Raw genomic sequence first — 24,735 nt, forward strand, 5'->3', positions numbered from 1 at the left:
CGTCCTCAGGTCCGTGATTTGTCACCGCGATCGTCCTGTACAATGAAGAGGTCGCCCCCGGTCAGTTCGATGCGGAAATTCAGCCTGATGTCGGCGCCGAGATCGTCACGCAGCCCGTTGCGCAGCACTGTTATGCGATCGGCGATGCTGTCAGTTCCCGGTCCCGAAGCGATCACCTTTGCCCTATCGAGCAGCTTTTCCTTTTCGTCTTTGGAAAGCAGGCGCTTGAAAAAAGCCCTGACCTTCACCCCGAGACGGGGTTCGGCTTTGACGACGAAGGGCAATTCGATCTTGAACGAGATGGTCTGGCCATGCGGCATCAAGTTCCTCTCGGCAAAATCGATAACCTTCGCAGCGCTCCAGTCGACATCTGTCCGGCGAAGGAGTTTCAGGGTTCGAGGCGTGTCCTTGGCCAGGTCAAATATCTGAAGGTCGGGGTCTCGCGCCGCTTCACGGCGCGCCGAGCTGAACCAGAATGGCTTTCGCGGTTCCTTTCCGTCCTCGAAGAATTTGAAGAATCCCCCGCCGCCACCGCCTCCTCCTTCGCCGCTGCCGCCAGCCGACCTGAGAGCCGCGCTGGCACGCATGCCCTCGAGCTCGCCCGCCGACAGCTTGTCACTGGCGCCGATCACGACCATGCCGGCATCCTCGCCCTTCGAGGCGGCAGTTCTGATGACCAGCCCCTCGAGCTTCAACTGGGCATCCGCCGCCAGCGGCACATTGAACGCCATGGGAGGCTTGCCTGAGGCATGGAAAACTATGTAGCCGTCGGAGCCCTTGCTGAGGTAGATATCCGCTCCGGTCCGCTTCGCTTCATTGCGAAGCAGGTCCATTTCGGCGGTCGTCAGTCCCTTGCTGCCCCAGCCTACGAAACGCGCCTGAGGCGGCAAATCAACCGCCGTCAGCCCCCGGGCAGCACCTGTCTCAAGCGACTTCAGCTCTATCGCAGGCACCATCGCCCTTATGTCCTGCGGCACCGTCTTGAGCAGGGCTTCCATCGCGGTGATGAATTCGGCCCGGCTGGACGGCAGCTCCAGGTCGAACTTCTTGCCGTCGCGGGCGAAGAAACGGCTGATCGCGCCGGCGTTGCCGATATCGTCTGGATTGAGCTTGACGACGCCGTCTTCTAAAACGACCTTGCCCTTGGCGACCGCAGCATCCGGCAGCACCTCGGTCGTGGCGCTCCAGAGATTGTGGCCGCCGGTGATAAACTGCCCATAGATACCATCCCTCGACGACAGAACGATCGTGGGCGTTTTCATATACCGCCCATCGAATGCATTTCGGCTTTCTACAAGGCTGGCGCGCACCTGATCGCAGTCGGCGCCGTACTCGACAAACTTGCTGAACTCGGCCGAGATCAGCAAAGCGTGAAAATTCAAGACATGCTCCCGCATGTCAGGCTTGAGACTAATCAAGCCCGTCATAATCTCCTCTTCGGAGCTGGAGGAAAAAATCCGCCGTATGTGACTCTGGACTTCCGCTGTAATCTTGTCGTCGGGCGGAAACAGTGATTGACGGTCGACCAGAGCCTTTTCTAACCTAATTAAAAATTTCGAGTCCAACTCTTTTAGAAAATTGACGTATTCTCTCAGTTTTAAAATATTCTCTTCAGATAATGTTTCCGACTCTGCTTCACCTATCAGCACCTCCGACTTGCACACTTGTGCATTGGACGCTCTTAATTTCTCGATTGCGTCGTTTCTTTGGAGAGCCGCGAGGGTATTGCCGACAATATTCTCAAGACTTTTATTCCTGTCTGCATATCCCGGAGACAGGGGCTCCGTGCGTTTTGCCTCGACCGGGAAGCGTCGAAAAATCTGATACAGGGCTGTGTACTCGGCTGCCCGATGCAGGTTCGGATCGCGAGTTTGGGCAAAGAAATCCCAATAGATCTCCTCGGCCTCGCGCGCGGCTGCGGCACTTGGATCGCTTGTCGTTTCGTCGACGCCGCCGGGGATGTAGGATATCGGCAATGCGCCTGTGCGCTGCACCGCCAGAATCTCGATGCCGCCAAAGGGCACCATGTATCCGAAACCCGAAGTATTCCAATTGTACGTTACCTGTCCGGTATTTAGTGTTCTCAGCAGGCCGGCTTGGTAGGGAAACTGTGCCGGCTCGGGGTAATGAAAATTCTCATAGGTCATCAACCCAGACTCCGACCAACCCTTCAGCAACTGGTCCGTTATGTTGAGAAGCTGGCCGAATTCGGTATCGGTAAGATCATGGCTGAGATAGATCGGGGCCCAATCCTTGAGATCGGAGCCTTTGCCGGCGTATACGGCCATGCGTTCGTAGCTTTGAGCGAGCTCAGACTCCCGCGTCGCCGCCAAAGTCAGTATCGTTTCCACCCGCAGTGGCGGAAGGACCTCAAGCGATGTGCTACGCTCGCGCCCGACCAATGCCAACACGCCGGTCCGATCCGTCGCTGACCCGACAATCACCCCGCCGAGAACAGAGTCCGTGTCCAGTGCGAACTGACGCAGGAGCGCGTAGTAGCCGTCCTTGCCGAGATCGTCATTTCGCGGCAGGGTTGCAACGACAAGTCCTGACGGCTGGCTGTGAAAAAGCCCAACCTGCTTGCTGTCCAAAATCTGCTTGAGATTGCCGCTGTAGTCCTTGTCCGCTCCATTGAAGACGAGCGCGTCCTGGAAAAGCCACTTGTTCAATGACGCGGCGCTGACCTTGAGGTCGGGAGGGCCTAAAACCCCGCGGACCGGCATGGTGCGCACCCAGGGCATGCGATCGAAATCGCGCACATACGCCTTGTAGTCGGTCTTGAAGAGCGTGCGGTTCAGCGCCAGCAGTTGGGAATCGAGCTGATCGACGCGTCCTGAGACATCGAGCACAACCCCAATGTCCGTGACCCAGCCGTCAACGCCGACGGGGTGATGAAATTTTTCATAGCGGACATAACTCGGTCCGAATATCTGCCCGAACAGTTTGTCCTGATCCTCCAGCAGCTCATGCGGCGGCGGCTCGCTGACAACAAGATAACGGATGCCGTCTCCGAGATCCGAGGAAATAACCAATTCTTGATGCAGGAACGGATACTTGGCTCGATAATCTTTCCAGTATTCAGAAATGTCGAAATCCGGTTGCGCAGCCATTGCTCGCGCGCATAGTAGAAATGCAACGAGAGTCGTCAGCATGTAGCGATAAAATACAATATTTCGGATCGAGCGCATAACACTCTCCAAAACCACGGATACAATTCTTGTAACATACCGTACGACCAATTTTCAATAGTTTGCGAGAACTATTTTAGTTTGTGCTTATAGTTCAGGAAATATAGGCGCGGATACGCATGCCTTAACCGTGTTATACGGAGGCACGTGGATTCATATCAATTCAGCCGGGCAACCGGCATGTTGCCAGCATGACCCTAGAATGACAAAGGTAGTATTCCCCAAAAAATAGACCGGTTCCCTCTTCGGTCTTTAGATCCCCTGCTCCAATTAGAAGAATGCGACTGTGAAGCAATTCACACAAGTGAAGAATTCCTACGGTCGCCGACGGCGGCGAGATTTCGGCGGCCGGCGGCGCGCTCGCCAGCCGGTAGCGGCCGTCCTCGAATTCCATATCTGCTGGCTCGTGAAGCCGTTGATCGCATTCGTGCCCATCCCACGTGAAAGTGCTGGCAGAGCGCCCACGCCGCATCAAGTCGCCGCGCGGCGACGGTCCCGATGTCTCGATCGCCGAGTTGCTGGCGAGCGTCGGCCGCGACCGCATCGAAGCCACTGGCGACACCATGCCGGCGAACTCGACCGCAGAGGATCGCTACAAGAACTACACCACCATCGCCACGTCGGTGCCGCACACCAAGGGTGACTATTCGCGTCACTCCTGGTGCGCGCATTTCATCGAAGTGCGCGTCGACGAGGATTTCGGCACCGTGCGCGTGTCGCGCGTCGTGTCGGCGCTCGATTCCGGCCGGCTCTACAATCCCAAGCTCGCAGAAAGCCAGTGGAAGGGCGGCATCATCATGGGCATCGGCCAGGCGCTGCTCGAGAAGGCATCGTCGACCGCCGCTATGGCCGCATCGTCAACAACAATCTCGGCGACTATCTGGTGCCGACCAATGCCGACATCCCCGACATAGACGTCATCTCGGTCGGCATTCCCGACCTGCATTCCTCGGTGCTCGGCGGCAAGGGCGTGGGCGAACTCGCCATCGTCGGCGTGGCGCCGGCGATCGCCAATGCGGTGTTCCATGCTACTGGCAAAAGAGTTCGCGACCTGCCGATCACGCTGGAGAAGCTGATCTAGGTTGAGGTATTTCGTCCGCATTGTGGAGCAGATGCGCTTCAAGCAACCAAAACCCCGGGGCGCACCCGGGGTTATTCAGTCCGGCAGATCAGAACTTGTAGCTGAGGCCAGCCCGGACATCGTGCGTCTGCAGATCGACGCTCGTCGCCGAGGGAAGACCGGCTGCTATCGAGAGAGCCTGGCTGCCGAAGTCGGAGTAGCGATATTCGACCCGCGCGATCCACCTGTCGGTGAAGGCGTGCTCGACGCCGGCTCCAACCGTCCAGCCGATATGGGTCTCATCGTGGAATGGTATTTCAATGGCGCCGCCGCCGCCACCGACGCCGATCGCAGTCACTTCATACTTTGCCGCGGCCACGCCGGCAGCGATGTAGGGCAAAGTCCGATCGAAAGCGTAGCCCGCTCGCAGCCGCGCCGCACCCGACCACTTGAGTTCGCTCTTAAGCAATGTGCTGAAACCACCGCCGCCAGCATCGAGGGGCATCACTGCATCTGCCTTATTATACGTAAGGTCAGCCTCGGCGCCGATGACGAAGCGGTTCGCCATTTGGTAATTGGTACCGATATGGATACCGCCAATAAAACCGTCTGGACCGAGGGGAAGGTTGAGGTCGGTGGCCCCGCCGATGCCGCCGCCGGCGATGAAGAAATCGGATCTTCCGGCTACGTAACCGATGTGAACGCCAGCATAGAGGCCGGTCCAGTCGTAGGCGGCGACAGGCGAGCCCTCACTGATGTCGGCCGCGGATGCAACGCCGGCAGGCGCGAGAATGATAGCTGTCGCGAGAAGAATTGTTTTCATTGTCAATTTGCTGCCCCAGAAATGTTGCGTCCCCCGCCGCGGAAATGCTTCGCGGAGATCCAGCCGTTGTCGACGCCCCGGTGTTGCATTGTCCGTCGGCCGCGTCTTGGGCTGAGCCGCACCCGAATTGTCGTGGAGCGCGCCGCAGCACTTTCCCGGCCGGTGTGGCCATTCAGCCGCAGTCGGTCGGCACGCCATGCGTTTGCCGGGATTCGTGGCCGGTGAGACTACCTGGCGGCGCTCGGCGTCGAGCCGAAGCGGCGGCGGAAGCAGCGATTGAAATAGGAGACATCGGAGAAGCCGCTGAGCAGCGCGATCTCACTGATCCGCATCCGGTCATTGCGCCTGTCGGAGAGCATTCGATGGGCTCTCTGCAAGCGCGATTCGAGAATGCGCTCGGCAAAACTCATCCCGGTTTCCTGCAGGAGATCATGGACATAGCGCACGGAGAGCCGCAGTTGCTGGGCAACGCTCTGGGCCGAAATGGCGGGATCGGCGAAATTGTCCCGCATTTTTTGCAGGATGGCCTGGAGCCTCGCAGCGCGTAGGCCGCGCAACCCAGCCAACTCGGCGCTTTCGCCTTTTGCGCCGGTCGCAAGGCCGATCAGATCGACGACCGTTTCGGTGGCATGGGTGACAAGATCGGGCGAGACCAAGGCGGGGCCTGCTTCCAGAAAGCGGCAATAGCGCTTGAGCATATCGAGCGCCTCATTGTCGGCTCCGATGGTCAACGCCAGCCGGTCGTCGACATGGGCGAAGGCTTTCTCCAGCACGTCGCGGGGGACCACCACATTCGCCCAGATATTCTTATCGCCGCCGGTCATTTGCAGCGCTTCCGAAGCCGAGACCAGCGCTGCTTCGCCCTTGCCGACATGATAGTCGCGACCGACCTGGGTGCCACTCAGTATCGTATCGCCATTGTTGACCAGCAGCAGATAGCCGTCACGGCCGTCAGCGGCGATGTTGCTCGCCCTGCGGCTGGCATGCTTGATCGTCCCGGCCATCTGGCCGAGCACCAGCGGCCCGACGGGCGTGGCTTCGATTGCCGCTTCGAACGGCAGATTGCCGGAAATGGCATATTCCACCGACCATATCTCCGCGACATGGATGTCCTGCCAGAGCGCGAACCGTGCCTGGTGGCCGAGCTGCGGAGGCAGGTCGACCGACGAGAAGACGTTCTTTTTCAAGGGCAACTGGGCCTTTTTTGCGCGCGCGTCTTCACTTGGCAGTTCTATGTATTTTACCAGTCCACCGCTTGTCCAGAGCGAGCAATATTTATGCCGCGTGCGGCAATTTCACTGCTGTTCTAGACAATAATTCGCCCGAACTTTATCGGTATGCCCAGCAGAATTTCCAAAATACTCGAAAATACCGGTGGGAACCAGCGCGGTGGACCGCGCTTGGGATGGGGTAGGACTGCCAATTTCCCTCACAAAAACGCCACCCTCGGCTCCTCCTTGGCGCGCCGCAGCCGCTCCGCCTCGGCCTGCTGGCAGGGGGCGGCCAGGCGCAAACCTGACCCTTCCCTCACCACTCCAAGCCAAACACCAGCTTGCCGAAATGCAGGCCGCCGGCGGCCATGTGGGTGTAGGCTTCGGACGCTTCGTGCTGTGAAAACACCTTGTCGACGACCGGTTCGATCCCGGCGGCGCCGATGGCGCGGGTGGCGTCCTTGAGGTCCGACACCGATCCGGTGTTGTTGCCGATCACCTTCAGCGCCTTGATGATGATCGGCAGCAGGTTGACGGTCGCCTCCGCGCCGGTGACGAAGCCGATGGTGAACAGCGTGCCGCCAGGCGCCGTGGCGTTGACGGCGCGGGCGAAGGTGGCGGTGCCGCCGGTCTCGACGACGAGGTCGGCGCCGAGGCCGTCGGTCAGTTCCAGCACCTTGCCGTCCCAATCCGGGGTCGCGCGGTAGTTGATCAGGTGATCGGCGCCGAGCGCCTTGGCGCGCTCCAGCTTCTCGTCCGACGAGGAGGTGATGATGACGGTGGCGCCGGCCGCCTTGGCAAGCTGCAGGGTGACGATCGAGACACCGCCGGTGCCGAGCAGCACGACCACCGAGCCCGGCCCGATATCGGCGGCGCGGATGGCGTTCCATGCGGTGGTGCCGGCGATCGGCAGCGTCGAGGCTGCCTCGAAGGAGAGATACGCCGGGATCGGCACGATCGAATTGGCCGGCAACGCGACATATTCGGCGAGCGATCCGGGCAGCGAGACGCCGCGCATCTCTCTCATCTCGTAAGGACGCGGCCGGCCGCCGATCCAGCGCGGCTTGGCATGGGCGACGACGCGATCGCCGACGGCGTATTTGGTGACGCCCTCGCCGAGCGCGACGATCTCGCCGGCGCCGTCGGCGATGGGAATGAGCGGGAAGCTCGGGCCGGGATAATTGCCGCTCGCCACCGCGACATCGACGAAGTTCAGGCTCGCCGCGCGCTGGCGGATCAGCACCTCGCCGCGCTGCGGCTCGGGGGTGGCGACAGAGGCGGCGCGGAAGGCGTCCAGCCTGGGCTGGCTGAGTTCGATGGCTTTCATGGTTTCACTCCGGTGAGACGATTGATGGGTTGAGTGAAGCTAACTGCTGCGCTATTCCTCGATAATCCTTGGTTTTTACATTTGAGTATTGCGTATTATGCCGCAATCCTATGAGCCGGCCGCGCTTGCCGAAATGGCGGCCTTCGCGGCCATCGCCGAGGCGCGCTCCTTCACCAGGGCGGCGGCATGGGTTGGGCGCGACGCCACCATCCTGTCGCGCCGCCTGCAATCGCTGGAGGAGCGGCTCGGTGTCAGGCTGCTTCACCGCACGACGCGCAGCGTGTCGCTGACCGAGGCGGGCGCGGAGTTCCTGGTGCGCGTGCGCGCCATCCTCGCCTCGGTCGACGAGGCGGAGGCGGCCGCTTCCGCGCATGCCGGCGGCGGGCCGCGCGGCCTGCTCAGGCTGGCGCTGCCCGGTACGTTCGGGCGCATGTGGATCGGGCCGCTGTTGCCGCAATTCCTCGCCGAATTTCCCGATGTGCGCATCGAGGCCGAGTTCTCCAACCGCTTCGCCGATCTCGTCACCGAGAATTTCGACGTCGCCGTGCGGCTCGGCGCGCTGGAGGATTCGCGCCTGGTGGCGCGCAAGGTAGCGACGCGGCGCCGGCTGCTCTGCGCCGCGCCCGCCTATCTCGCTCGCCATGGCAGGCCGGAAACCCCCCAAGCATTGCTCGAACATTCCTGCCTGGGCTTCAGCGGGTTCCAGAGCTTTCCGGCCTTGGAGATGACTGACCGCGAGGGCCGCCGTGTGCGCGTCGAGGTGTCGGGGCCGCTCGTCACCGACGATGCCGAGGTGCTGGTCGAGGCCGCCGTGCAAGGCGTCGGCCTGATGATGAGCACCGACTGGCTGGTCGGGCGAGAGCTCGCCGACGGGCGGCTGGTGCCGATCCTTGAGGACTGGACGCTGGCCGACGAAGGCGCGGTGTATGTCGTCATGCCGTCAGCAAAGGGACAAGCCACCAAGACCCGCGCGTTCGCCGACTGGATCGGCAAGCGCTTTTCGCCGGAGCCGCCGTGGAGGGCGTGAAGTTGCCGCAACGCTCCCCCCTTCTCCCCTACTTCCCCTGCCCCTTCATGAACTGGCTCAGCAGGTCCACCGGCAGCGGGAACACCACCGTGGACGAGCGCTCGCCGGCGATATCGTGCAGGGCCTCGAAATAGCGGAGTTGCATGGCCTGCGGCTCCGCCGCCAGCATCCGGCCCGCCTCGACCAGTTTCGCTGCCGCCTGTTGCTCGCCATCGGCGTTAATCACCTTCGCGCGCCGCAGCCGTTCGGCCTCGGCCTGCTTGGCGATGGCGCGGATCATGCTCTCGTTGAGATCGACATGCTTGATCTCGACATTGGAGACCTTGATGCCCCAGGCATCGGTCCGCTGATCGAGGATCTCCTGGATATCGCTGTTGAGCTTGTCACGTTCGGCCAGCATTTCATCAAGTTCGTGCTTGCCGAGTACCGAGCGCAGTGTGGTCTGCGCCAGCTGGTTGGTCGCGGCCATGAAGTCCTCGACCTGGATGATCGCCCGCTCGGCGTCGACGATGCGAAAATAGAGCACCGCGTTCACCTTGACCGAGACGTTGTCGCGCGAGATCACGTCCTGCGGCGGCACGTCCTGGACCACCACCCGCAGATCGACCTTCACCATCTGCTGCACGAAGGGGACCAGGATGATGAGGCCGGGCCCCTTGACCCCGGTGAAGCGGCCGAGCGTGAAGACCACGCCGCGCTGGTATTCCCTCAGGATGCGAATGGCCGCGGACAGGAACATGACCACGACAAGCGCCAGAACGAGATAGGCCACATAACCGATGCTCATTGCCTTGCTCCATCATCAGAGCATGTCGCCCAAAAATGCGCAGCGGTTTGGGACATGCTCAAAACAAAGACTCACCTCCGGCGCCGTACCGTCAGCACGAGGTCCTTGACCTCGGCCACCTCGACGCTGTCGCCCGGCGCAAGGGGTTCGTCGGCTTTCGCCCGCCAGCGCTCGCCCTGGGCCAGCACATGGCCCTCGCCTTGCGACCAGTCGAGGATTTCGGCCGGCAGTCCGTGCATGGCCTGCGCGCCGACGCGCGGAAGGCTCCTGCGCGCCGTCCACAGATAGCTGCCGGTCAACAGCGCCAGGCCAAGCGTCAAGGCAGCGGCGGCACCGATGACGGCCCACGACATCGCGAAGCCGGGGCCCTCGACCTTGAGCAGCATGGCTGCCCCCAGCAGAAAGGCGCTCACGCCTCCCAGCCCGAGCACCACAGTGGGGTTGAAGGCCTCGACGATGAGGAAGGCGATGCCGAGCAGCATCAAGGCAAGGCCGGTATAGTTGATCGGCAACAGATTGAGGGCATAGAGCCCGAGCACGAGGCAGATCGTGCCGATCACGCCCGGCGCGACCGCGCCCGGGCTGGTGAACTCGAAGACGATGCCGTAGACGCCGACCAGCATCAGGATGACGGCGATGTTGGGATCGGTGATGACGGCGAGAAGCCGGATGAACCAGCCCGGATCGAGCGTCTCGACCGGCAGCCCTTTCGTCGCCAGTACCTGCTTCTTGCCCGACACCTCGACCGTCCGCCCGTCGGCCAGCTGCAGCAGTTCGGTCGTGTCGCGGGCGACGAAGTCGATGACATGTTCCTGCAGCGCCGCATTGGCCGAGAGGCTCGCCGCCTCTCGCACAGCCTTTTCGCCCCAGTCGGCATTGCGCCCGCGCAGTTCGGCCAGCGAACGGATCAAGGCAACCGCGTCATTCGTCACCTTGGCCATCATCGCATCGCCAGCCGGTGGTGGTCCGGTGGCGTTCTTCTGGTCCTTGCCGGTGTCCTTGTCGCCGCCGGAACCGGGAAGAGATGGCAGCGGCCCGCCGAGTTCGATCGGCGTTGCCGCCCCCAAATTGGTGCCGGGCGCCATCGCCGCCACATGGGTCGCGTAAAGGATGTAGGTGCCGGCGCTGGCCGCATGGCCGCCGGCCGGCGCGACATAGCCGATGACGGGAACCGGCGAGGCGAGGATGTCGGCGATCATCTCGCGCATCGAGGTGACCAGCCCGCCGGGCGTATCGATCTGCAGGATGAGGACCTCGGCGTTTCGCCCTGCGGCGACCGCCAGCGCTTCCTTGAGCTGCCTGGCGCTCGCCGGACCGATGGCGCCGTCTATCTCGACGCTCAACGCAACCCTCTCCCGGCCGCTCGCCTCTCCGGTTACGGAAGAGGGACAAACGACCATGGCGGCCACGAGAGCCGCGGCAAGAATGGCCACACGCGCGCGTTTCACGCTCAAAGCTCCATGGATTCAATATGGGTTGTATTTTGGCGAAGTCCATGAGGAGGCATTGGCGAGACGGTTGAGCGGGCCTCGAGGGGGAGATTGCGTGCGCAGCTGTTTTCGCCAATTATCAGCGTAACGCGACGGCATCAGTGTTCCGGGCTGCGGATGCCTCGATGGCCTGGGAGGGGCAGTCATGAGAAGCGGATTGACGAAATTCATCGTGGCCGTCGCGGCACTGCAGGCCATGCAGCCGGCGTTTGCGGCGCCGTGCGGCTGGACTGCGAAGATGGAAGAAGATGAGGGCGGCAGCGTGCTGACGGCCTCGGTGTGCGGCGGGCCGAAAGCCGATGCGCATCTGATGTTGGTCTGTTTCGACAAGCCGATGCTGAGCTACGATCTCGGCGCCGCCGGCCAGCAGCTGGAGCCCGGCATCAGCGCTTCCTTCACCTTCAAGGGCGGCGACAAGACCGTGACCAAAAAGCTCGACCTCGAGGCGATGTATAATTATTTCACGCTGGAATTGTCAGGCGCGACCGACCCCCTGCTCGCTTTGCTGCGCGGCAAGGGCGACGTCACGGTTATGGCCGACAAATATGGCGAGAACAGCTTTCCGCTGACCGGCTCGAGTGCCGCCATTGGCAAGGTGCTGGCGCAGTGCGGCAAAGGTTCAGCCGGCGACGCAGACTGAAGCCCTCCCCTCACCTGCGCAGCCGATCGCGCGCCTCCATCAGGGCAAAGCCAAGCAGGTTTTCGCCGCGCCACAACAGCGGGTTGCCGGCGCGCTCGTCATCGGCGGCCATGCCAATGCCCCAGATCCGGTCGACGGGGCTCGCCTCGACCAACACCTGATCGCCGGTCGACAGCAGAAACGCGCCGAGCGCCTTGTGCTGGCGGAATTTCTCAAAACTCCCCTCGGTGACGAGGCGGTATTTCTCCGCATCCCACTTCGCCGCATCGAAACGGCTGACTTGCCGTCCGAGCTGCTTGGCCTGTCTCGGGCTGCCCGCGCTGAGGATCTGACTTGCCACCTGCTCATCGCCGAACAGACGCGCTTTGCCGGCCATCATCCAGTGCTCGGCTGTCGGATAGGTCAGTCCACCGACGCCGAACGGCACCGGCCACCACTGGCTGAGGCAGGACGTGGTGATGCTGCCGTCCTTCGACGGCTGGTGTCCCCAGAAGAACAGCAGCTTCGCCCGGGATTTTGCGCGGAAGGCTGCTTCGAGCCATGAACGGTCGTAGGTCATGGCGATATGGAACAGAGCAGAAGAGCAGACTGTCAACGCCCGACAAAGCGGAAACACTGCGCTTCGCCGGCGCGGGTGCCGAACCGGCTCTTGCGTCTTGCCCGCCGATTGACCAATCTCGTCGACACTGTCATGAGCCGCGGTCGGGGGGATCGCATATGCTTACGCTCTATGCACTGAAACCGGCGTTTCAGGCCAGGTTGCGGCCGCTGGCCGATCGGCTGGCCGACGCCGGCGTCACCGCCAACCAGATCACGCTTCTCGCCGCCGCGCTCTCCATCGCCACCGGTCTGGTGGTTGCCGTCCTTGCTGGCCATCGTGCGGTTTTCCTGTTGATGCCGGTGGTGCTGTTCGTGCGCATGGCGCTCAACGCCATCGACGGGATGCTGGCCAGGGAACATGCCCAGGCGTCGAAACTCGGCATGTATCTCAACGAACTCTGTGACGTCGTCTCCGACCTGGCGCTGATACTGGCCTTTGCCACCTTGTTCCCGGCCTGGGGCGTCGTTGCTTTTGCCATCGCGGCCATGCTGGTCGAGTTCGCCGGCGTGCTGGGTGTCGCCGCCGGCAGCGGGCGCAATTATGCCGGGCCGTTCGGCAAGAGCGACCGGGCGCTGGCGCTCGGCGTCATCGCCTTCCTCATTGCCTGCGGCCTGTGGGTCGAGACGATCGCACCCTTTGTGTTTCCGGTCTTGGCTACACTGTCTGTCGCAACCGCCATCAACCGGATACGCGGCGGTCTTAGAGCGGGCGGCGCATGATGCCCAAGCGTCAGCAGCCCGACCGCCAGGGGGAAACCATGATCCACCAGACCATCGCCGCAGCAGCACCGGCAAGCCTCGAGCGCGTAGCGCAGGAGCGCACCTTCAAAACTCACGACGGCACCGAGATCTTCTACCGCTACTGGCCGGCCGTCGGGCAGACGCCAAAGGGCGCGATCCTGCTCTTCCATCGCGGTCACGAGCATGGCGGCCGCATGGCGCATCTGGTCGACGAACTCGCCATGCCCGACCATGCCTTCTATGCCTGGGATGCGCGCGGCAATGGCCGCTCGGCCGGCGAGCGCGGCTATGCCCCCTCCTTTGCCGCCCTGGTGCGCGACATCGACTGCCTAGTGCGCGAGATTGGCAAAGACGGTTTTGGCCAGCGCGACATCGCGCTGATCGCGCAATCCTTCGGCGCCGTGCTTGCCGCCGCCTGGGTGCATGACTATGCCCCCGACATCCGCGCGCTGGTGGTTGCCTCGCCGGCGTTTTCGGTCAAGCTTTACGTGCCCTTCGCCAAGGAGGGCATTGCGCTGTGGCAGAAGCTCAAGGGCCGCTTCTTCGTCAATTCCTACGTCAAGGCGAAGTTCCTGACGCATGATGCCGAGCGCATCGCCTCCTTCGACGCCGATCCGCTGATCACAAGGCCGATCGCTTCCAACATCCTGGTCGAACTTTACGGCCACGCCGCACGCATCGTCGCGGACGCCCGCGCCATCACCGTGCCGACGCAGTTGCTGATCTCCGGCGCCGACTGGGTGGTGCGGCATGGGCCTCAGCACGAATTCTTCGTCAATCTCGGCGGCAGCGCCAAGGAGCGGCATGTGCTGCCCGGCTTCTTCCACGACACGCTGGGCGAGCGCGATCGCAAGCAGGCGCTCGACCTGATCCGGCCGTTCCTCGAAAAGCAGTTCGCAGCGCCGGAGAAGACGATCGACCTGACCTCAGCCGACCGCGTCGGCTACACCCGCGACGAGGCCGAGAAGCTGGCCTCGCCGCTGGCGCTGCTGTCGCCCAAAGGCCTCTACTGGGCGATGAGCCGCGCCTCAATCCGCATGGGCGCCTGGCTGTCGTCGGGGATGAAGACAGGCATTGCCACCGGCTTCGATTCCGGCTCGACGCTCGACTATGTCTACGAGAACGAGGCGCGCGGCACCGGCTTCATCGGCTGCATGATCGACCGCACCTTCCTCGACGCCATCGGCTGGCGCGGCATCCGCCAGCGCAAGCTGCATCTGGAAGAGCTGATCGGCAACGCCGTCGCCAGCCTGAAGGCCGCCGGCCGTCCCGTCCACATGCTCGACATCGCAGCCGGCCATGGCCGCTATGTGCTTGACGCCGTCGCCAAATGCGCCGAACCGCCGGCAAGCGTGCGGCTGCAGGACTATTCCGAGCTCAATGTCGGACTGGGCTCGAAACTCATCGCCGAACGGCAACTGGCGACCAGCGTGACCTTCCACCGCGCCGACGCCTTCGATGCCAAAATGCTGGCCGGGCTGAAGCCGGCGCCGGACCTCGCCATCGTCTCCGGGCTCTACGAATTGTTCGCCGACAATGCGATGATTTCGCGCTCGCTCAGTGGACTGGCAAGCACCATGCAGCCCGGCAGCCTGCTCATCTACACCAACCAGCCATGGCATCCGCAGCTGGAAATGATCGCGCGCAGCCTGACCTCGCATCGCGGCGGCCAGGCCTGGGTGATGCGGCGGCGCACGCAAGGCGAGATGGACCAGTTGGTGACGGCGGCCGGTTTCGAGAAGATCGATCAGCGCATCGACCAATGGGGCATCTTCACCGTTTCGGTCGCACGGCGCGTCTGAAACCATGGCCCTGGCTGCCACCGACCCTGCCCCTGCCCCGGCGCGGGAACCATATTCCGGTATCGTGCTGAGGGCCGCCCTTTGGCTGGCCCTGCTGGCGCCGTTCTTCTATTCGACCTATGGCTTTGCCAACTGGCTGGCATCGCGGCGCGACCATGTCGGCAGCATCGTCTTTGCCTGGGAACACGCCATTCCATTCCTCGCCTGGACGATCGTGCCCTACTGGTCGATCAATCTGTTCTATGGCCTGTCGCTGCTGCTCAACACGACCAGGCGCGGCGTCGACCGGCTCGCCGGCCGCTATCTCACGGCGCAGGTCGTTGCGATCTCCTGCTTCATCCTGTTTCCGCTGACGGCGACCTTCGTGCGGCCAGCAACCACCGGCCTGCCGGGTTTTCTCTTTGCGGTGCTCGGCGGTTTCGACAAACCGTTCAACCAGGCGCCATCGCTGCACATCGCGCTCCTGGTGATCATCTGGGATCACTGGCGTCACGTTCTGGTGCGCCACCGTCTCGGCGCCATTCTCGGACCCGTCTGGCACGTCTGGTGCTTCCTGATCGGCGCTTCGGTGCTGACGACCTGGCAGCATCATTTCATCGACATTCCGACCGGCGCGTTGCTCGGCCTCTTTGCCCTGTGGCTGTTTCCTGCAAAAGGCGAATTGCCTTTCTGGGGCTTCCGGCTGACCACCGATCCAAAGGCGCGGCGGCTGGCGGGATATTATGCGCTGGGTGCAGCCCTTGCCCTGGCGGCCGCTGCCGCGGGCGCGTTCGTTTTCGCCGTCTCGCTGATCCTGTTGTGGCCGGCGCTGGCACTGGCCATCGTCGCCTTCGCCTATGCCGGGGTCGGCACCAAAGTGTTCCAGAAGGCAGCCGACGGCAGCGTCTCACTGCCCAGCCGGATCCTGCTCCTGCCCTACCGGCTTGGCGCCCGGGTCAATGTCTGGGTATGGACCCGCCGGCTGGCGCCGCAAGCGGAGATCACCGACGGCGTTTTCTTCGGCCGGTTTCCGAGCGCAGTGGAGGCCAACCGCTTCGGCACCGTGATCGACCTTGCCGGGGAAATGGAACGGCCAAGCGGCGTCACCTGCCGTTGGATCAGCTATGCCATGCTCGACCTCGTGGAACCGCCGCATGACCGGTTGGAGCGGGCGGTGGCGGCGATCGAACTGGCGCGCCGGCGCGGCACCGTGCTGGTTTGCTGCGCGCTCGGCTTCCAGCGCAGTGCGGCCATCGTCGCCGACTGGCTGATTGTGACCGGGCGCTCGCATACAGCCGCACAGGCGCGCAAGAAACTCGCGGCGTCGGGCAGGCCCGTGCATCTTCACAGCGGGCTGGAAACCGACATGAGTGGACCGGCATGAGCGACGAGGCCTATCACGACAAGGCAGAGGCTTTCGCCGCAGGGCTGATGGTGCAGGCGGTGTGGCCGATCTTGCTGGTGGTGGCCGCCGTGATGGCGGCGCCGGTCATCGGCCTGGTGGCCGGGCCGCAGGCGACCGCGCTGTCGGCGGCAGCCTGGCTGGTCGCGGCGGCGAGTGCCGTGACCACGCTGGCTCTTTCGGCCTTGCTTTTATTCGACGCGCTGCTGTTCCGATTGATGGCCAGCCACGCCAGCGAGGCCGCCGGCGGCGCCGTGGTCGACGATGTTCTGGCGCGCATGCGCCTGAAGCCCACCCCTGCCGGCGGCCGGTCGCTCGACCATCGCATGGCAGGCACACGCCGCCTGCTGACAAGGCAGCGCATGGCGCTCGCCGTGTTTGCGGCGGCATCCCTTTTCGCAGCGTTTGTTTGAGCCATGACAAAGCTTCACCTGCGCGCCAACACCTTCACCTTGCTGCAGACGGTGACCTCGGTCGGCCTCTCGGCGGCGGCCTGGGTGGTGACCGGTGTGCGGCCGATCTGGAACGGCAGCCAGCCGTCGGAGCGCCAGCGCATCTACTTTGCCAACCATGCCAGCCATGGCGACTTCATCCTGCTGTCGGCCTGTCTCAGCGAAAAGGTGCGCGCTCGCACGCATGCCGTCGCGGCGGCAGAATATTGGGGCAAGTCGCGGCTGCGCCGCTTCATCGCCGAGGATATGCTGTCTTCCGTGCTTATCCACCGGCAATGGACCGACGAGACGCAGAACCCGATCTCGATCATGCTGTCGGTGCTCGACGACGGCCATTCGCTGATCCTGTTTCCGGAGGGCACACGCAACACGACGGAGGCGGATCTGCTGCCGTTCCGCTCCGGCCTCTACAATCTGTCGATGGCGCGGCCCGATGTCGAACTCATCCCGTGCTGGATCGAGAACATGTCGCGCGTGCTGCCCAAGGGCCAGTTCCTGCCGGTGCCGCTTCTGTGCCGCGTCGTCTTCGGTCCGCCGGTGGCGATAGGTCCTGGCGAAGAGCGCCGCGCTTTCCTTGAGCGCGCGCGCCAGACGCTGCTGTCGCTCGATCCGCGCCCCGATCGAGACGACTAGCCATGACCAGACAAAGAGACTTCGCATGACACTGCCGCCAATGCATGAGACGGTCATCCTGCTGGTCGGCCTGATCTGCGTGCTGACAACGGCCAGCATCGTTGCCGGCATCCTGTCGTGGCGGGCTCCAAGGCCGCTGCCCTCGACGCTCGTCAACCTCAACCAGCGCATCAACGCCTGGTGGGTGATGGTGGTGGCGATCACCGTCGCCTTCTTCTTCGGCCGCACCGGCATGACCATCCTGTTTGCGCTGATTTCGTTTGCAGCACTTCGCGAATTCGTGACGCTGACGCACAGCCGGCGCAGCGATCACTGGGTGCTGCTCGGCATGTTCGGCATCATCATCCCCTTCCAGTACTGGCTGGTGTGGACCGCCTGGTACGGGCTGTTCACCATCTTCATCCCGGTCTACGGCTTCCTGCTGATGCCGGCGATCACCGCGCTCAACGGCGACACCGAACGCTTCCTCGAGCGCGTATCGGCGCAGCAATGGGCGGTGATGATCTCCGTCTACTGCGTCAGCCATGTGCCGGCGCTGCTGACCCTCAACGTTCCTGGCTTCGAAGGCCGCAATCTCCTGCTCATCGCCTTCCTGATCATCACCGTGCAAGGCAGCGACGTGCTGCAATACATTTTCGGCAAGCTGTTCGGCCGGCATCTTCTGTCGCCCTCCGTCTCGCCGTCGAAGACCTGGGAAGGGCTGATCGGCGGGCTGGTGGCATCGAGCCTGCTCGGCGCGCTGCTGTCGTTCCTGACACCGTTCTCGCCACTGGCGGCGGCCGGCGTCGCCTTCATCGCCTGCCTGATGGGATTTCTCGGTGGGCTGGTCGCGTCGGCCATCAAGCGCGACCAGGGCGTCAAGGACTGGGGTCACCTGATCGAGGGCCATGGCGGCATGATGGACCGCGCCGACAGCCTGGTCTTCGCCGCGCCGGTGTTCTTCCACATCGTCCGCTATTTCTGGACGGTGTGAAGAGGCTGAGGCGGAGAGTTGCGGAGCGGCAGTGAGAGCTGATCTCCCCCATAAAAGGGGGGAGATCGCAGCTCCGGCGCCGCGCCCTCGCCCATCAAGGGCCATCGCCCCCTACCCCGAATGCCGCAGCCAATGGCGGTCGAAGACGTCGAGGATGGCGCGGAACTCGGCCGGCGGGATCTGGTGGACGCCGCCGTCGCTGCCCCCAACCAGGAACCGCACGAGCTGCCGGTCGACCTGCTCCGGCTGCTCGATGGACATGCCGAACGATGCCAGATCCCCTGATATCGACTGGTCGGGGAGCAGGTATCCACCCCACGAGGCGGCACCGGGCGCCAGATCGCGCAGACGCACGATGAGGATCCTTGTCAGTGACGGCTGCGCCTCCGGGCCGATGATGGCGGTGCCGCACATATAGCCGCCAAGCACACTTCCCGGCTGCGACTGCGGGATCAGGCTGAGGAAGAACTGGGCATCGCCGCCGACTTCCTTCAAATGCACGTAAAGGCCGCGCTTGGCCGCCGTGACCGGCCCGCCAAGCACCAGTTGGCCCGTCGGCAAAGCCTCGCGATAGGTAGCGGTCAGGCCATGCAGGCCAAGCCCTACCTCGATCGATAGGATGCCCTTGATGAACTGGCCGCGATAGTAGGGCGACCAGGCGCGCGAATAGCATGCGTAGGTTCCGGCAAGGGCGGCGCCGAGATGTCGGTCGTCGTGCGCTGGCGATGCTTCGGACTGCGCGGTGACGCGGCGCTCCAGCTCGGTCTTGTCGATGCCGTGGCGAGCCGAGATCGCGGCGGTGAAGCTCGGCAGGTCACTCTCGGCAATCCAGGCGCCGGGCTGCTCCAGTTCGAGAACCTTCGCCCAGTCGTCGTAGACGCTGTGCTCGCGCGGCTGCGCGCGGCCCTGCAGCCATTTGTCGGCGCGGCCGAGATCGAACGCCGTCTTCGGGTTGACGCGCCGGAACGCCGCCGCCAGATCCTTGCGGCTGGTGGCCCCCAGCAGGACCGATGTCAACCTCAGCTTCTGCGCGATATGCTGTGCCATGCGGTGCCTTCAATGCCAGCTGCCAGGCTTGGCATAACACGCTCCGACCGATCCTCCCATTGTACTTTTCCACAAGCTAATATCCTTGGAAATCCAAGGAATTCCCCGGCGTTCCACACGTACGTCCTTTCCGACCCGGCGACCGACGCTATGGTCGCGGGCGGGTAGGCAGGGAACCAAAATGAAACGCATATCATCCGGGCTGAAGCAGACCACCCTTTCCTCCTGAGAACAGCGACACGCTGGATTTTGAGCAGCGGCGAAACCGGGTTCGCAAGACCGGTGGCAGCCGTGGATGCCACCTCAACAAGGAAGGAACGATCGATGTCCTGGACGGCCTCTCCCATAACACCCTTCGTCGCGGTTGCAGTTGGATGCACCGCACTGCTGCTGCTGCTCAAATTCGGACCGGATGGAGCAATCCAGGAGCGGCACGTCCGGCAGACGCCCGCGGCGACAGCGGCTATCCAGCCTACGCGGATCGAGGTCGACGGCGACGCGCACGCGATCCGCTTCTACGTCGACGGCAAGCAGGTCGCGATGCTCGACGAGTCCGGCTTCAAGGAGTGAGGCCCTAGAGCCAAGGGAGGAAATTGTCATGAGAGTCGTTCTATCCGCGCTTCTCGTCGTGATTGCCCTGTCGCAAGCGGCAGAAGCCAAGAAGAACAACCCGGTGACGGAAGACAAGGCTGCCAAGGTCGAGCAAACCCGGCCGCCGCTCGACAACACGTCGACAAGCGGGATCACGCCGGCCGATGCAAAAGCGGCGTCGGCCAACAATCCGATCTATCCGCCAGCATTTTACCTGAACTTCTAGCCGCGGCGGGGGCGGTCGCGGCGCGGAGGGCCCCCGCGCCACGACTATCACTGGCGGCTCAGATCAAGCGCCGCGCTCAGATCGCCCATCGGCGGCTGGTCGTTGTTGCGCAGCGCCTTGTCGCGGGCAACGATGCCGGGCAACACCGGCAGATCGTAGCGCGCGGTGATGAAGCGCAGGATCGACGTGGTGTCGTATTGTGTGTGATCGACCATGCCCATCCTGGCATAGGGCGAGATGATCAAGGCCGGGATGCGGTTGCCCGGGCCCCAGCGATCCGCCTTGGGCGGCGCGACATGATCCCAGAAGCCGCCATTCTCGTCATAGGTGACGACAACCAGCATATGCGGCCATTGCGGGCTTTTCTCGAGATGGGCGACGAGGTCGACCAGATGCTGGTCGCCTGAGGTGACGTCGGCATAGCCGCTGTGCTCGTTGAGATTGCCCTGCGGCTTATAGAAGGAGACGGCGGGCAGCTTGCCGTCGTCGATCGCCTTGATGAACTCGGAGCCGCCAAGGCCGCCATCCCTGAGATGCTCGGCGCGCGCGGCCGTGCCCGGCGCATAAGCCGCGAAATAGTTGAAGGGCTGGTGATGGAACTGGAAGTTCGGCACTGGCGTCGCATTCTTGCCGTCGAGTGTGGCCTGCCAGGCGCCGGCATACCAGGCCCAGTCGACGCCCTTCAGCGACAAGAGGTCGCCGATGGTGATGTCGTGCTGCGGCGGCAGCGTGGTCGGCTGAGCCGGGTCGGCAAGTGCTGCGTCACCGCCTGCAACCGGCTTGTTGTTGCTCGGCTGGTAGGGCGGCTGCATGGTGTTGACGGCGTAGAAATCGGGGGTGATGGCGCCGTCACTGACGAATTTCGGCACACCACCGAGCGCCGACGGCGGCGAATTGTCGGCGATTTTGAGCGTCTTGCCGTCCGCGTCGACAACGGCGATCTGGTCCTTGACCGGGCTCTTGTCGGCATTGGGATAGACCGGCACGCAGGCGCAGGCGAGCATGAAATGATTGAGGAAGGATCCGCCGAAAGCGCCCTGGAAGAAATTGTCGGCCAGCACGTATTTCTTACCGACCGCCCACATCGGCAGCACCGAGCCGTCATAATGGCCCATGACGAGACCGCCGGAATCGGCCCAGGCGACGAACTTGTCGTTCTTGCCGCCGTCGATCTGCATCTGCTCCTGGTAGAAGCGATGCCAAAGATCATGGGTGATGACCCCGGTATTCTCGTTAAAACCCTTGGGATCGTCGATGGCGAAGACGGCATTGGCGAGATGCGCTGTCTGTGCTTCCGTCACCGCCGGCGTGACGCCCTTGCCGGTGAGTCCACCCCAGGCCGGCGGCAATTCGGTCAGCGGTTGGCCGTCGCGGTCGAGCTGGCGCGCCTGGCCGGCCGTCACATTCGACAGGCCGTTGGCGCCGGGAAAGCCGCCGTAGAGGTTATCGAAGCTGCGGTTCTCGGCATAGATGACGACGACCGTATCGATCTTGTCGTAGCCGGCGGGCGCGGCATGAACGGCGCCTGCTGCCAAGGAAGCAAGGGCTGAGCCGGCCAGATACAGGGAACTGAGGAGCTTGAGCCTCGTCATGATGGAAAACCTCGTGGCTTGGAACAGTGGCTGGAGGAGCAGCGCGGCAAAGGCGGACCTTTTCGCGCGGCACGCCAAATTAGGGCCACGGCCTTGTCACCTTTGTGACGTTTTCCAAGCCAGCGAACACGGTTGCGTGAGCAGGTGGTGCGGTCATCAATCCGTAGCAGTGCGGTTTTAAGTCCGGACGAAACCGGACCGAACGAGATGACGGCGCAACACTGGCCAAGGTGGGGGAAAAGTCGGGCGATCGCCATCGGCGCGGCAGCACTGCTCGGTCTCTTGTCGCTCAAGCCAGCGCACACGGCAGGCGCCGACGGCGTCCATCCCGGGCCGATGTCGCGCACCGACGCCTATGCCAGGGCGGCGGCGCTGACCGCGCTCGGCCGCAAGATGTTCTTCGATACATCGCTGTCGGCGTCGCGCCTGCAGGCTTGCTCGTCCTGCCATGATCCGCATCACGCTTTTGGCCCGGCATCAGCGGGACCGGTAGAGATGGGTGGGCCCGATATGGGCCAGCCGGGGCTGCGCGCCGTGCCGTCGCTGCGCTATCTCCAGGCGGTTCCGGCCTTCAGCGAGCATTTCTACGATTCCGAGGACGAAGGCGACGAGAGCGTCGACAATGGCGCGACCGGCGGTCTGACCTGGGACGGCCGCGCCGACCACGGCAAGGACCAGGCGCGGATCCCGCTGCTGTCGCCGTTCGAGATGGCCAACAAGGATGGCGATGCCGTCGCAGCTGCTTTGCGCAAGGCCGCCTATGCCGGCGAGTTCAAGGCGGTCTTTGGCGAGACTGTCTTCGACCGTCCGGACGATGCTTTCGAGGCCGCCGTCGAGGCGCTCGGCACGTTCGAGCAGAGTGCTACAGATTTCTATCCGTACTCCAGCCGCTACGACGCCTTCCTTGCCGGCAAGGCGACGCTCACCACTCAGGAATTGCACGGGCGCGCCTTGTTCGAGGACGAGACCAAGGGCAATTGCGCCAGCTGCCATCTCAGCGAGCCGGCCAATGACGGCGAGCCGCCGCAATTCACCGATTTCGGCTTCCTCGGCATCGGCGTACCGCGCAACCCGGCCATCCCGGCCAATACCGATCCGACCTATTTCGACCTCGGCCTGTGCGGTCCGCTCAGGACCGACCTCAAGGGCCGGGTGGAGTATTGCGGCCTGTTCCGCACGCCGACGCTGCGCAACGTGGCGCGGAAGAAGAGCTTCTTCCACAATGGCTACTTCCACACCCTGCGCGACGCGGTCGCCTTTTATGCCAGCCGCGACAGCGATCCCGGCCGTTGGTATCCGAAGAACGCTGACGGCACGATCAAGAAATACGACGACCTGCCAAAGGTTTACTGGCCAAATCTCAACCGGGATCCACCGTTCGATCAAAAGCACGCCAACAAGCCGGCGTTGACCGATCCTGAAATCGACGACATCGTCGCCTTTCTGCAGACGCTGACCGATGCCGACCAGCTGGCGGGCACGACGCAGGCCCATTGAGCCTCGATTGTCGACCTGCCCCGTGGTCAGTCGCGGATCGCGCGGCCCGCCTGCTGCAGCAGTTCGAAGGCGGCGAAGCGTCTGTCGTGCCAGGGCACGAGATCGCCGCCGCCCGGGCGATAGATGTCGCCGATGCGCGACATGCCGGTCATCGCCGCTGTTACGTCGGGATATTTTTGCGCCGCCACCGCGCCCAACATGGCCGAGCCGAGCAGCACTGGTTCGGGTGAGGTCGACCCGGCGACGGTCAGCCCCGTCGTGTCGGCCAAAAGCTGGCGCACCAGCTCGCTTTGCGCCGCACCACCGCTGACGACGATGGTGTCAATGGCGATGCCCTTGTTGGCCATCGCCGCAAGGATCTGGCGCACGCCATAGCCGATGCCCAGCAGGCCGGCGACATAGAGCGCGACGAGACTGTCGAGCGACGTGTCCATGCCGAGTCCGGCGATGAGCGCCTTGGCTTCGGGGTCGGCGAAGGGCGAGCGGTTGCCGAGGAATTCCGGCACGACATGCAGCCCTTCGGCCAGGCGCGCGACTACGGACAGGTCGGTCGACTGCGTTGCAGCCTGCCGGCCAAGCCAGGCAGTCAGGCCGAGACCTTCGGCCTTGGCTTTTGCAGATGCTTCAGCCGAGGCGGGGTGGAAGGCGACGAGATGATCGATCGCCGCGCCGGCCGCCGACTGACCGCCTTCGTTGAGCCAGAGCCCCGGCACCATCGAGGAGAAGTACGGGCCCCAGACGCCGGGCACGAAGGCCGGTTCGCTGGTGCTGGCCATGGTGCAGGCCGAGGTGCCGAAGACATAGGCCATGCGCGACTGCAGCGTGCCGACCGAACCAGTGCCGCCGACCGTGCCGACACCGCCGGCATGCGCGTCGATCAGCCCGGCCGCGACCGGCGTTCCCGGCAGCAGGCCGAGATCGGCAGCGGCCGCTTCGGTCAGGCCCTGCGCCAGCGCGGTGCCGCCTTCGACGATGTCCGTACCGATCCGGGCAAAGTCCTCATCGGCCAGCAAGCCGAGTCCAATGGCACGGAAATAGGCGTCGTCCCAGCGCCGCTCATGGCCGAGATAGGTCCATTTGCAGGTCAGCGTGCAGATCGAGCGCGCCAGGCTGCCGGTTGAGCGCCAGGTCAGATAGTCGGTCAGATCAAAGAAATGCTCGGCGGCATCGAAGGTATCGGGCAGATTTTCCCGCAACCAAAGAAGCTTTGGCGTTTCCATCTCCGGCGAAATCGTGCCGCCGACATAGTCGAGCACGGCGTGCTTGCCGGCATTGATCCGCTGCGTCTGGTCGAGTGCACGGTGGTCCATCCAGACGATGATGTTGCGCCGGGCGTCGCCGGAACGGCCGACCGGCAAAGGCGCCCCGCCCTGCCCGACGACGACCAGCGAACAGGTGGCGTCGAAGCCGATGCCGGCAATGTCGCGCCCGGCAAGCCCCGACTTCGTCACCGCCTCGCGTACGCTGGCACACACCGCGCGCCAGATGTCCTCGCTCGACTGCTCGGCGATTTCACCGGGCTCGAGGAACAGCGCGATGTCGCGCTTGGCCGAGGCGAGCATCGTGCCGTTGATATCGAACACTCCTGCCCTGGCGCTGCCGGTGCCGACGTCGATGCCGAGGAAGTGGGAAGGCATGGGGGGAGAC

At 63.6% G+C, this 24,735-nt stretch carries 21 protein-coding genes and 1 pseudogene; 12 read left to right on the top strand and 10 right to left on the bottom strand.

Annotated features, from left to right (window positions below; translation table 11 throughout):
• Positions 1-5: 5 nt before the first annotated feature.
• Positions 6-3,188 carry a hypothetical protein gene (locus tag AC1D1B_RS07275; RefSeq protein ID WP_477330706.1) on the bottom strand — a complete coding sequence of 1,061 codons (3,183 nt, stop codon included), beginning with the start codon at positions 3,186-3,188 and terminating at the stop codon, positions 6-8.
• A 467-nt stretch (positions 3,189-3,655) separates the two neighbouring features.
• On the opposite strand from AC1D1B_RS07275, the pseudogene AC1D1B_RS07280 reads away from it, so the two are divergent.
• Positions 3,656-4,269 (top strand): annotated as a pseudogene (locus tag AC1D1B_RS07280) (xanthine dehydrogenase family protein molybdopterin-binding subunit); the annotation flags it as partial.
• A gap of 88 nt (positions 4,270-4,357) precedes the next feature.
• Here AC1D1B_RS07280 and AC1D1B_RS07285 read toward each other — a convergent pair.
• The 3 genes from AC1D1B_RS07285 to AC1D1B_RS07295 all read right to left on the bottom strand — a co-directional run bounded on the left by AC1D1B_RS07285 (position 4,358) and on the right by AC1D1B_RS07295 (position 7,609).
• Positions 4,358-5,071 (bottom strand): outer membrane protein, encoded by a 714-nt coding sequence (locus AC1D1B_RS07285; protein ID WP_477330708.1) that lies wholly within the window; start codon positions 5,069-5,071, stop codon positions 4,358-4,360.
• 227 nt (positions 5,072-5,298) lie between these two features.
• Positions 5,299-6,258: an AraC family transcriptional regulator gene (locus tag AC1D1B_RS07290; protein WP_477330710.1), complete on the bottom strand. Its 960-nt coding sequence runs from the start codon at positions 6,256-6,258 to the stop codon at positions 5,299-5,301.
• Positions 6,259-6,598: 340 nt separating this feature from the next.
• On the bottom strand, positions 6,599-7,609 hold the full coding sequence (locus tag AC1D1B_RS07295; RefSeq protein WP_477330712.1) for a zinc-dependent alcohol dehydrogenase family protein: 1,011 nt from the start codon (positions 7,607-7,609) through the stop codon (positions 6,599-6,601).
• Between the two features lie 97 nt (positions 7,610-7,706).
• Between AC1D1B_RS07295 and AC1D1B_RS07300 the strand changes: the two genes are divergently transcribed.
• Positions 7,707-8,636, top strand: a complete 930-nt coding sequence (locus tag AC1D1B_RS07300; RefSeq protein WP_477330714.1) for a LysR family transcriptional regulator — start codon at positions 7,707-7,709, stop codon at positions 8,634-8,636.
• A gap of 28 nt (positions 8,637-8,664) precedes the next feature.
• Here the strand turns inward: AC1D1B_RS07300 and AC1D1B_RS07305 are convergent, their stop codons facing one another.
• Together AC1D1B_RS07305 and AC1D1B_RS07310 are read right to left on the bottom strand one after the other, a co-directional pair.
• Positions 8,665-9,423 carry a slipin family protein gene (locus AC1D1B_RS07305; protein WP_181060383.1) on the bottom strand — a complete coding sequence of 253 codons (759 nt, stop codon included), beginning with the start codon at positions 9,421-9,423 and terminating at the stop codon, positions 8,665-8,667.
• Positions 9,424-9,494: 71 nt separating this feature from the next.
• On the bottom strand, positions 9,495-10,871 hold the full coding sequence (locus AC1D1B_RS07310; protein ID WP_477330716.1) for an NfeD family protein: 1,377 nt from the start codon (positions 10,869-10,871) through the stop codon (positions 9,495-9,497).
• A gap of 187 nt (positions 10,872-11,058) precedes the next feature.
• Here AC1D1B_RS07310 and AC1D1B_RS07315 point away from each other — a divergent pair, with 187 nt between their 5' ends.
• A complete protein-coding gene (locus AC1D1B_RS07315) occupies positions 11,059-11,553 on the top strand; it encodes a hypothetical protein (RefSeq protein WP_477330718.1) in 495 nt (164 codons plus the stop codon).
• A 10-nt stretch (positions 11,554-11,563) separates the two neighbouring features.
• Here the strand turns inward: AC1D1B_RS07315 and AC1D1B_RS07320 are convergent, their stop codons facing one another.
• Positions 11,564-12,112 (bottom strand): NADAR family protein, encoded by a 549-nt coding sequence (locus AC1D1B_RS07320; protein ID WP_477330720.1) that lies wholly within the window; start codon positions 12,110-12,112, stop codon positions 11,564-11,566.
• 158 nt (positions 12,113-12,270) lie between these two features.
• On the opposite strand from AC1D1B_RS07320, the gene AC1D1B_RS07325 reads away from it, so the two are divergent.
• Genes AC1D1B_RS07325 through AC1D1B_RS07350 form a run of 6 tightly spaced genes read left to right on the top strand, consistent with a single transcriptional unit; the run spans position 12,271 to position 18,135 of the window.
• Positions 12,271-12,873, top strand: coding sequence for a CDP-alcohol phosphatidyltransferase family protein (locus AC1D1B_RS07325; protein ID WP_477330722.1), 603 nt, complete (start codon positions 12,271-12,273; stop codon positions 12,871-12,873).
• 41 nt (positions 12,874-12,914) lie between these two features.
• Complete coding sequence (locus AC1D1B_RS07330) at positions 12,915-14,696, top strand: bifunctional alpha/beta hydrolase/class I SAM-dependent methyltransferase (RefSeq protein ID WP_477332085.1); 1,782 nt, start codon at positions 12,915-12,917, stop codon at positions 14,694-14,696.
• A 4-nt stretch (positions 14,697-14,700) separates the two neighbouring features.
• Entirely contained in the window at positions 14,701-16,059 is a 1,359-nt protein-coding gene (locus AC1D1B_RS07335) for a phosphatase PAP2/dual specificity phosphatase family protein (RefSeq protein ID WP_477330724.1), read from the top strand.
• Complete coding sequence (locus AC1D1B_RS07340) at positions 16,056-16,490, top strand: hypothetical protein (RefSeq protein ID WP_477330726.1); 435 nt, start codon at positions 16,056-16,058, stop codon at positions 16,488-16,490. The genes AC1D1B_RS07335 and AC1D1B_RS07340 overlap by 4 nt, the downstream gene beginning before the upstream one ends.
• A 3-nt stretch (positions 16,491-16,493) precedes the next feature.
• Positions 16,494-17,162: a lysophospholipid acyltransferase family protein gene (locus tag AC1D1B_RS07345; RefSeq protein WP_477330728.1), complete on the top strand. Its 669-nt coding sequence runs from the start codon at positions 16,494-16,496 to the stop codon at positions 17,160-17,162.
• A gap of 40 nt (positions 17,163-17,202) precedes the next feature.
• Positions 17,203-18,135 (top strand): phosphatidate cytidylyltransferase, encoded by a 933-nt coding sequence (locus AC1D1B_RS07350; RefSeq protein WP_477332087.1) that lies wholly within the window; start codon positions 17,203-17,205, stop codon positions 18,133-18,135.
• A 111-nt stretch (positions 18,136-18,246) separates the two neighbouring features.
• Here AC1D1B_RS07350 and AC1D1B_RS07355 read toward each other — a convergent pair whose 3' ends face one another.
• Positions 18,247-19,182: a hypothetical protein gene (locus tag AC1D1B_RS07355; RefSeq protein WP_477330730.1), complete on the bottom strand. Its 936-nt coding sequence runs from the start codon at positions 19,180-19,182 to the stop codon at positions 18,247-18,249.
• Positions 19,183-19,506: 324 nt separating this feature from the next.
• Between AC1D1B_RS07355 and AC1D1B_RS07360 the strand changes: the two genes are divergently transcribed.
• Positions 19,507-19,752, top strand: a complete 246-nt coding sequence (locus AC1D1B_RS07360) for a hypothetical protein (protein ID WP_477330732.1) — start codon at positions 19,507-19,509, stop codon at positions 19,750-19,752.
• Positions 19,753-19,780: 28 nt separating this feature from the next.
• Positions 19,781-19,999, top strand: coding sequence for a hypothetical protein (locus AC1D1B_RS07365; RefSeq protein ID WP_477330734.1), 219 nt, complete (start codon positions 19,781-19,783; stop codon positions 19,997-19,999).
• Between the two features lie 47 nt (positions 20,000-20,046).
• Here AC1D1B_RS07365 and AC1D1B_RS07370 read toward each other — a convergent pair whose 3' ends face one another.
• Positions 20,047-21,591, bottom strand: coding sequence for an acid phosphatase (locus AC1D1B_RS07370; protein WP_477330736.1), 1,545 nt, complete (start codon positions 21,589-21,591; stop codon positions 20,047-20,049).
• Between the two features lie 207 nt (positions 21,592-21,798).
• On the opposite strand from AC1D1B_RS07370, the gene AC1D1B_RS07375 reads away from it, so the two are divergent.
• Positions 21,799-23,088: a cytochrome-c peroxidase gene (locus AC1D1B_RS07375; protein ID WP_477330738.1), complete on the top strand. Its 1,290-nt coding sequence runs from the start codon at positions 21,799-21,801 to the stop codon at positions 23,086-23,088.
• 26 nt (positions 23,089-23,114) lie between these two features.
• On the opposite strand, the gene AC1D1B_RS07380 is transcribed toward AC1D1B_RS07375, so the two are convergent.
• Positions 23,115-24,725: an FGGY-family carbohydrate kinase gene (locus AC1D1B_RS07380; RefSeq protein ID WP_477330740.1), complete on the bottom strand. Its 1,611-nt coding sequence runs from the start codon at positions 24,723-24,725 to the stop codon at positions 23,115-23,117.
• Between the last annotated feature and the right edge of the window lie 10 nt (positions 24,726-24,735).

The organism is Mesorhizobium sp. P2_C5_2 (genome assembly GCF_056404535.1).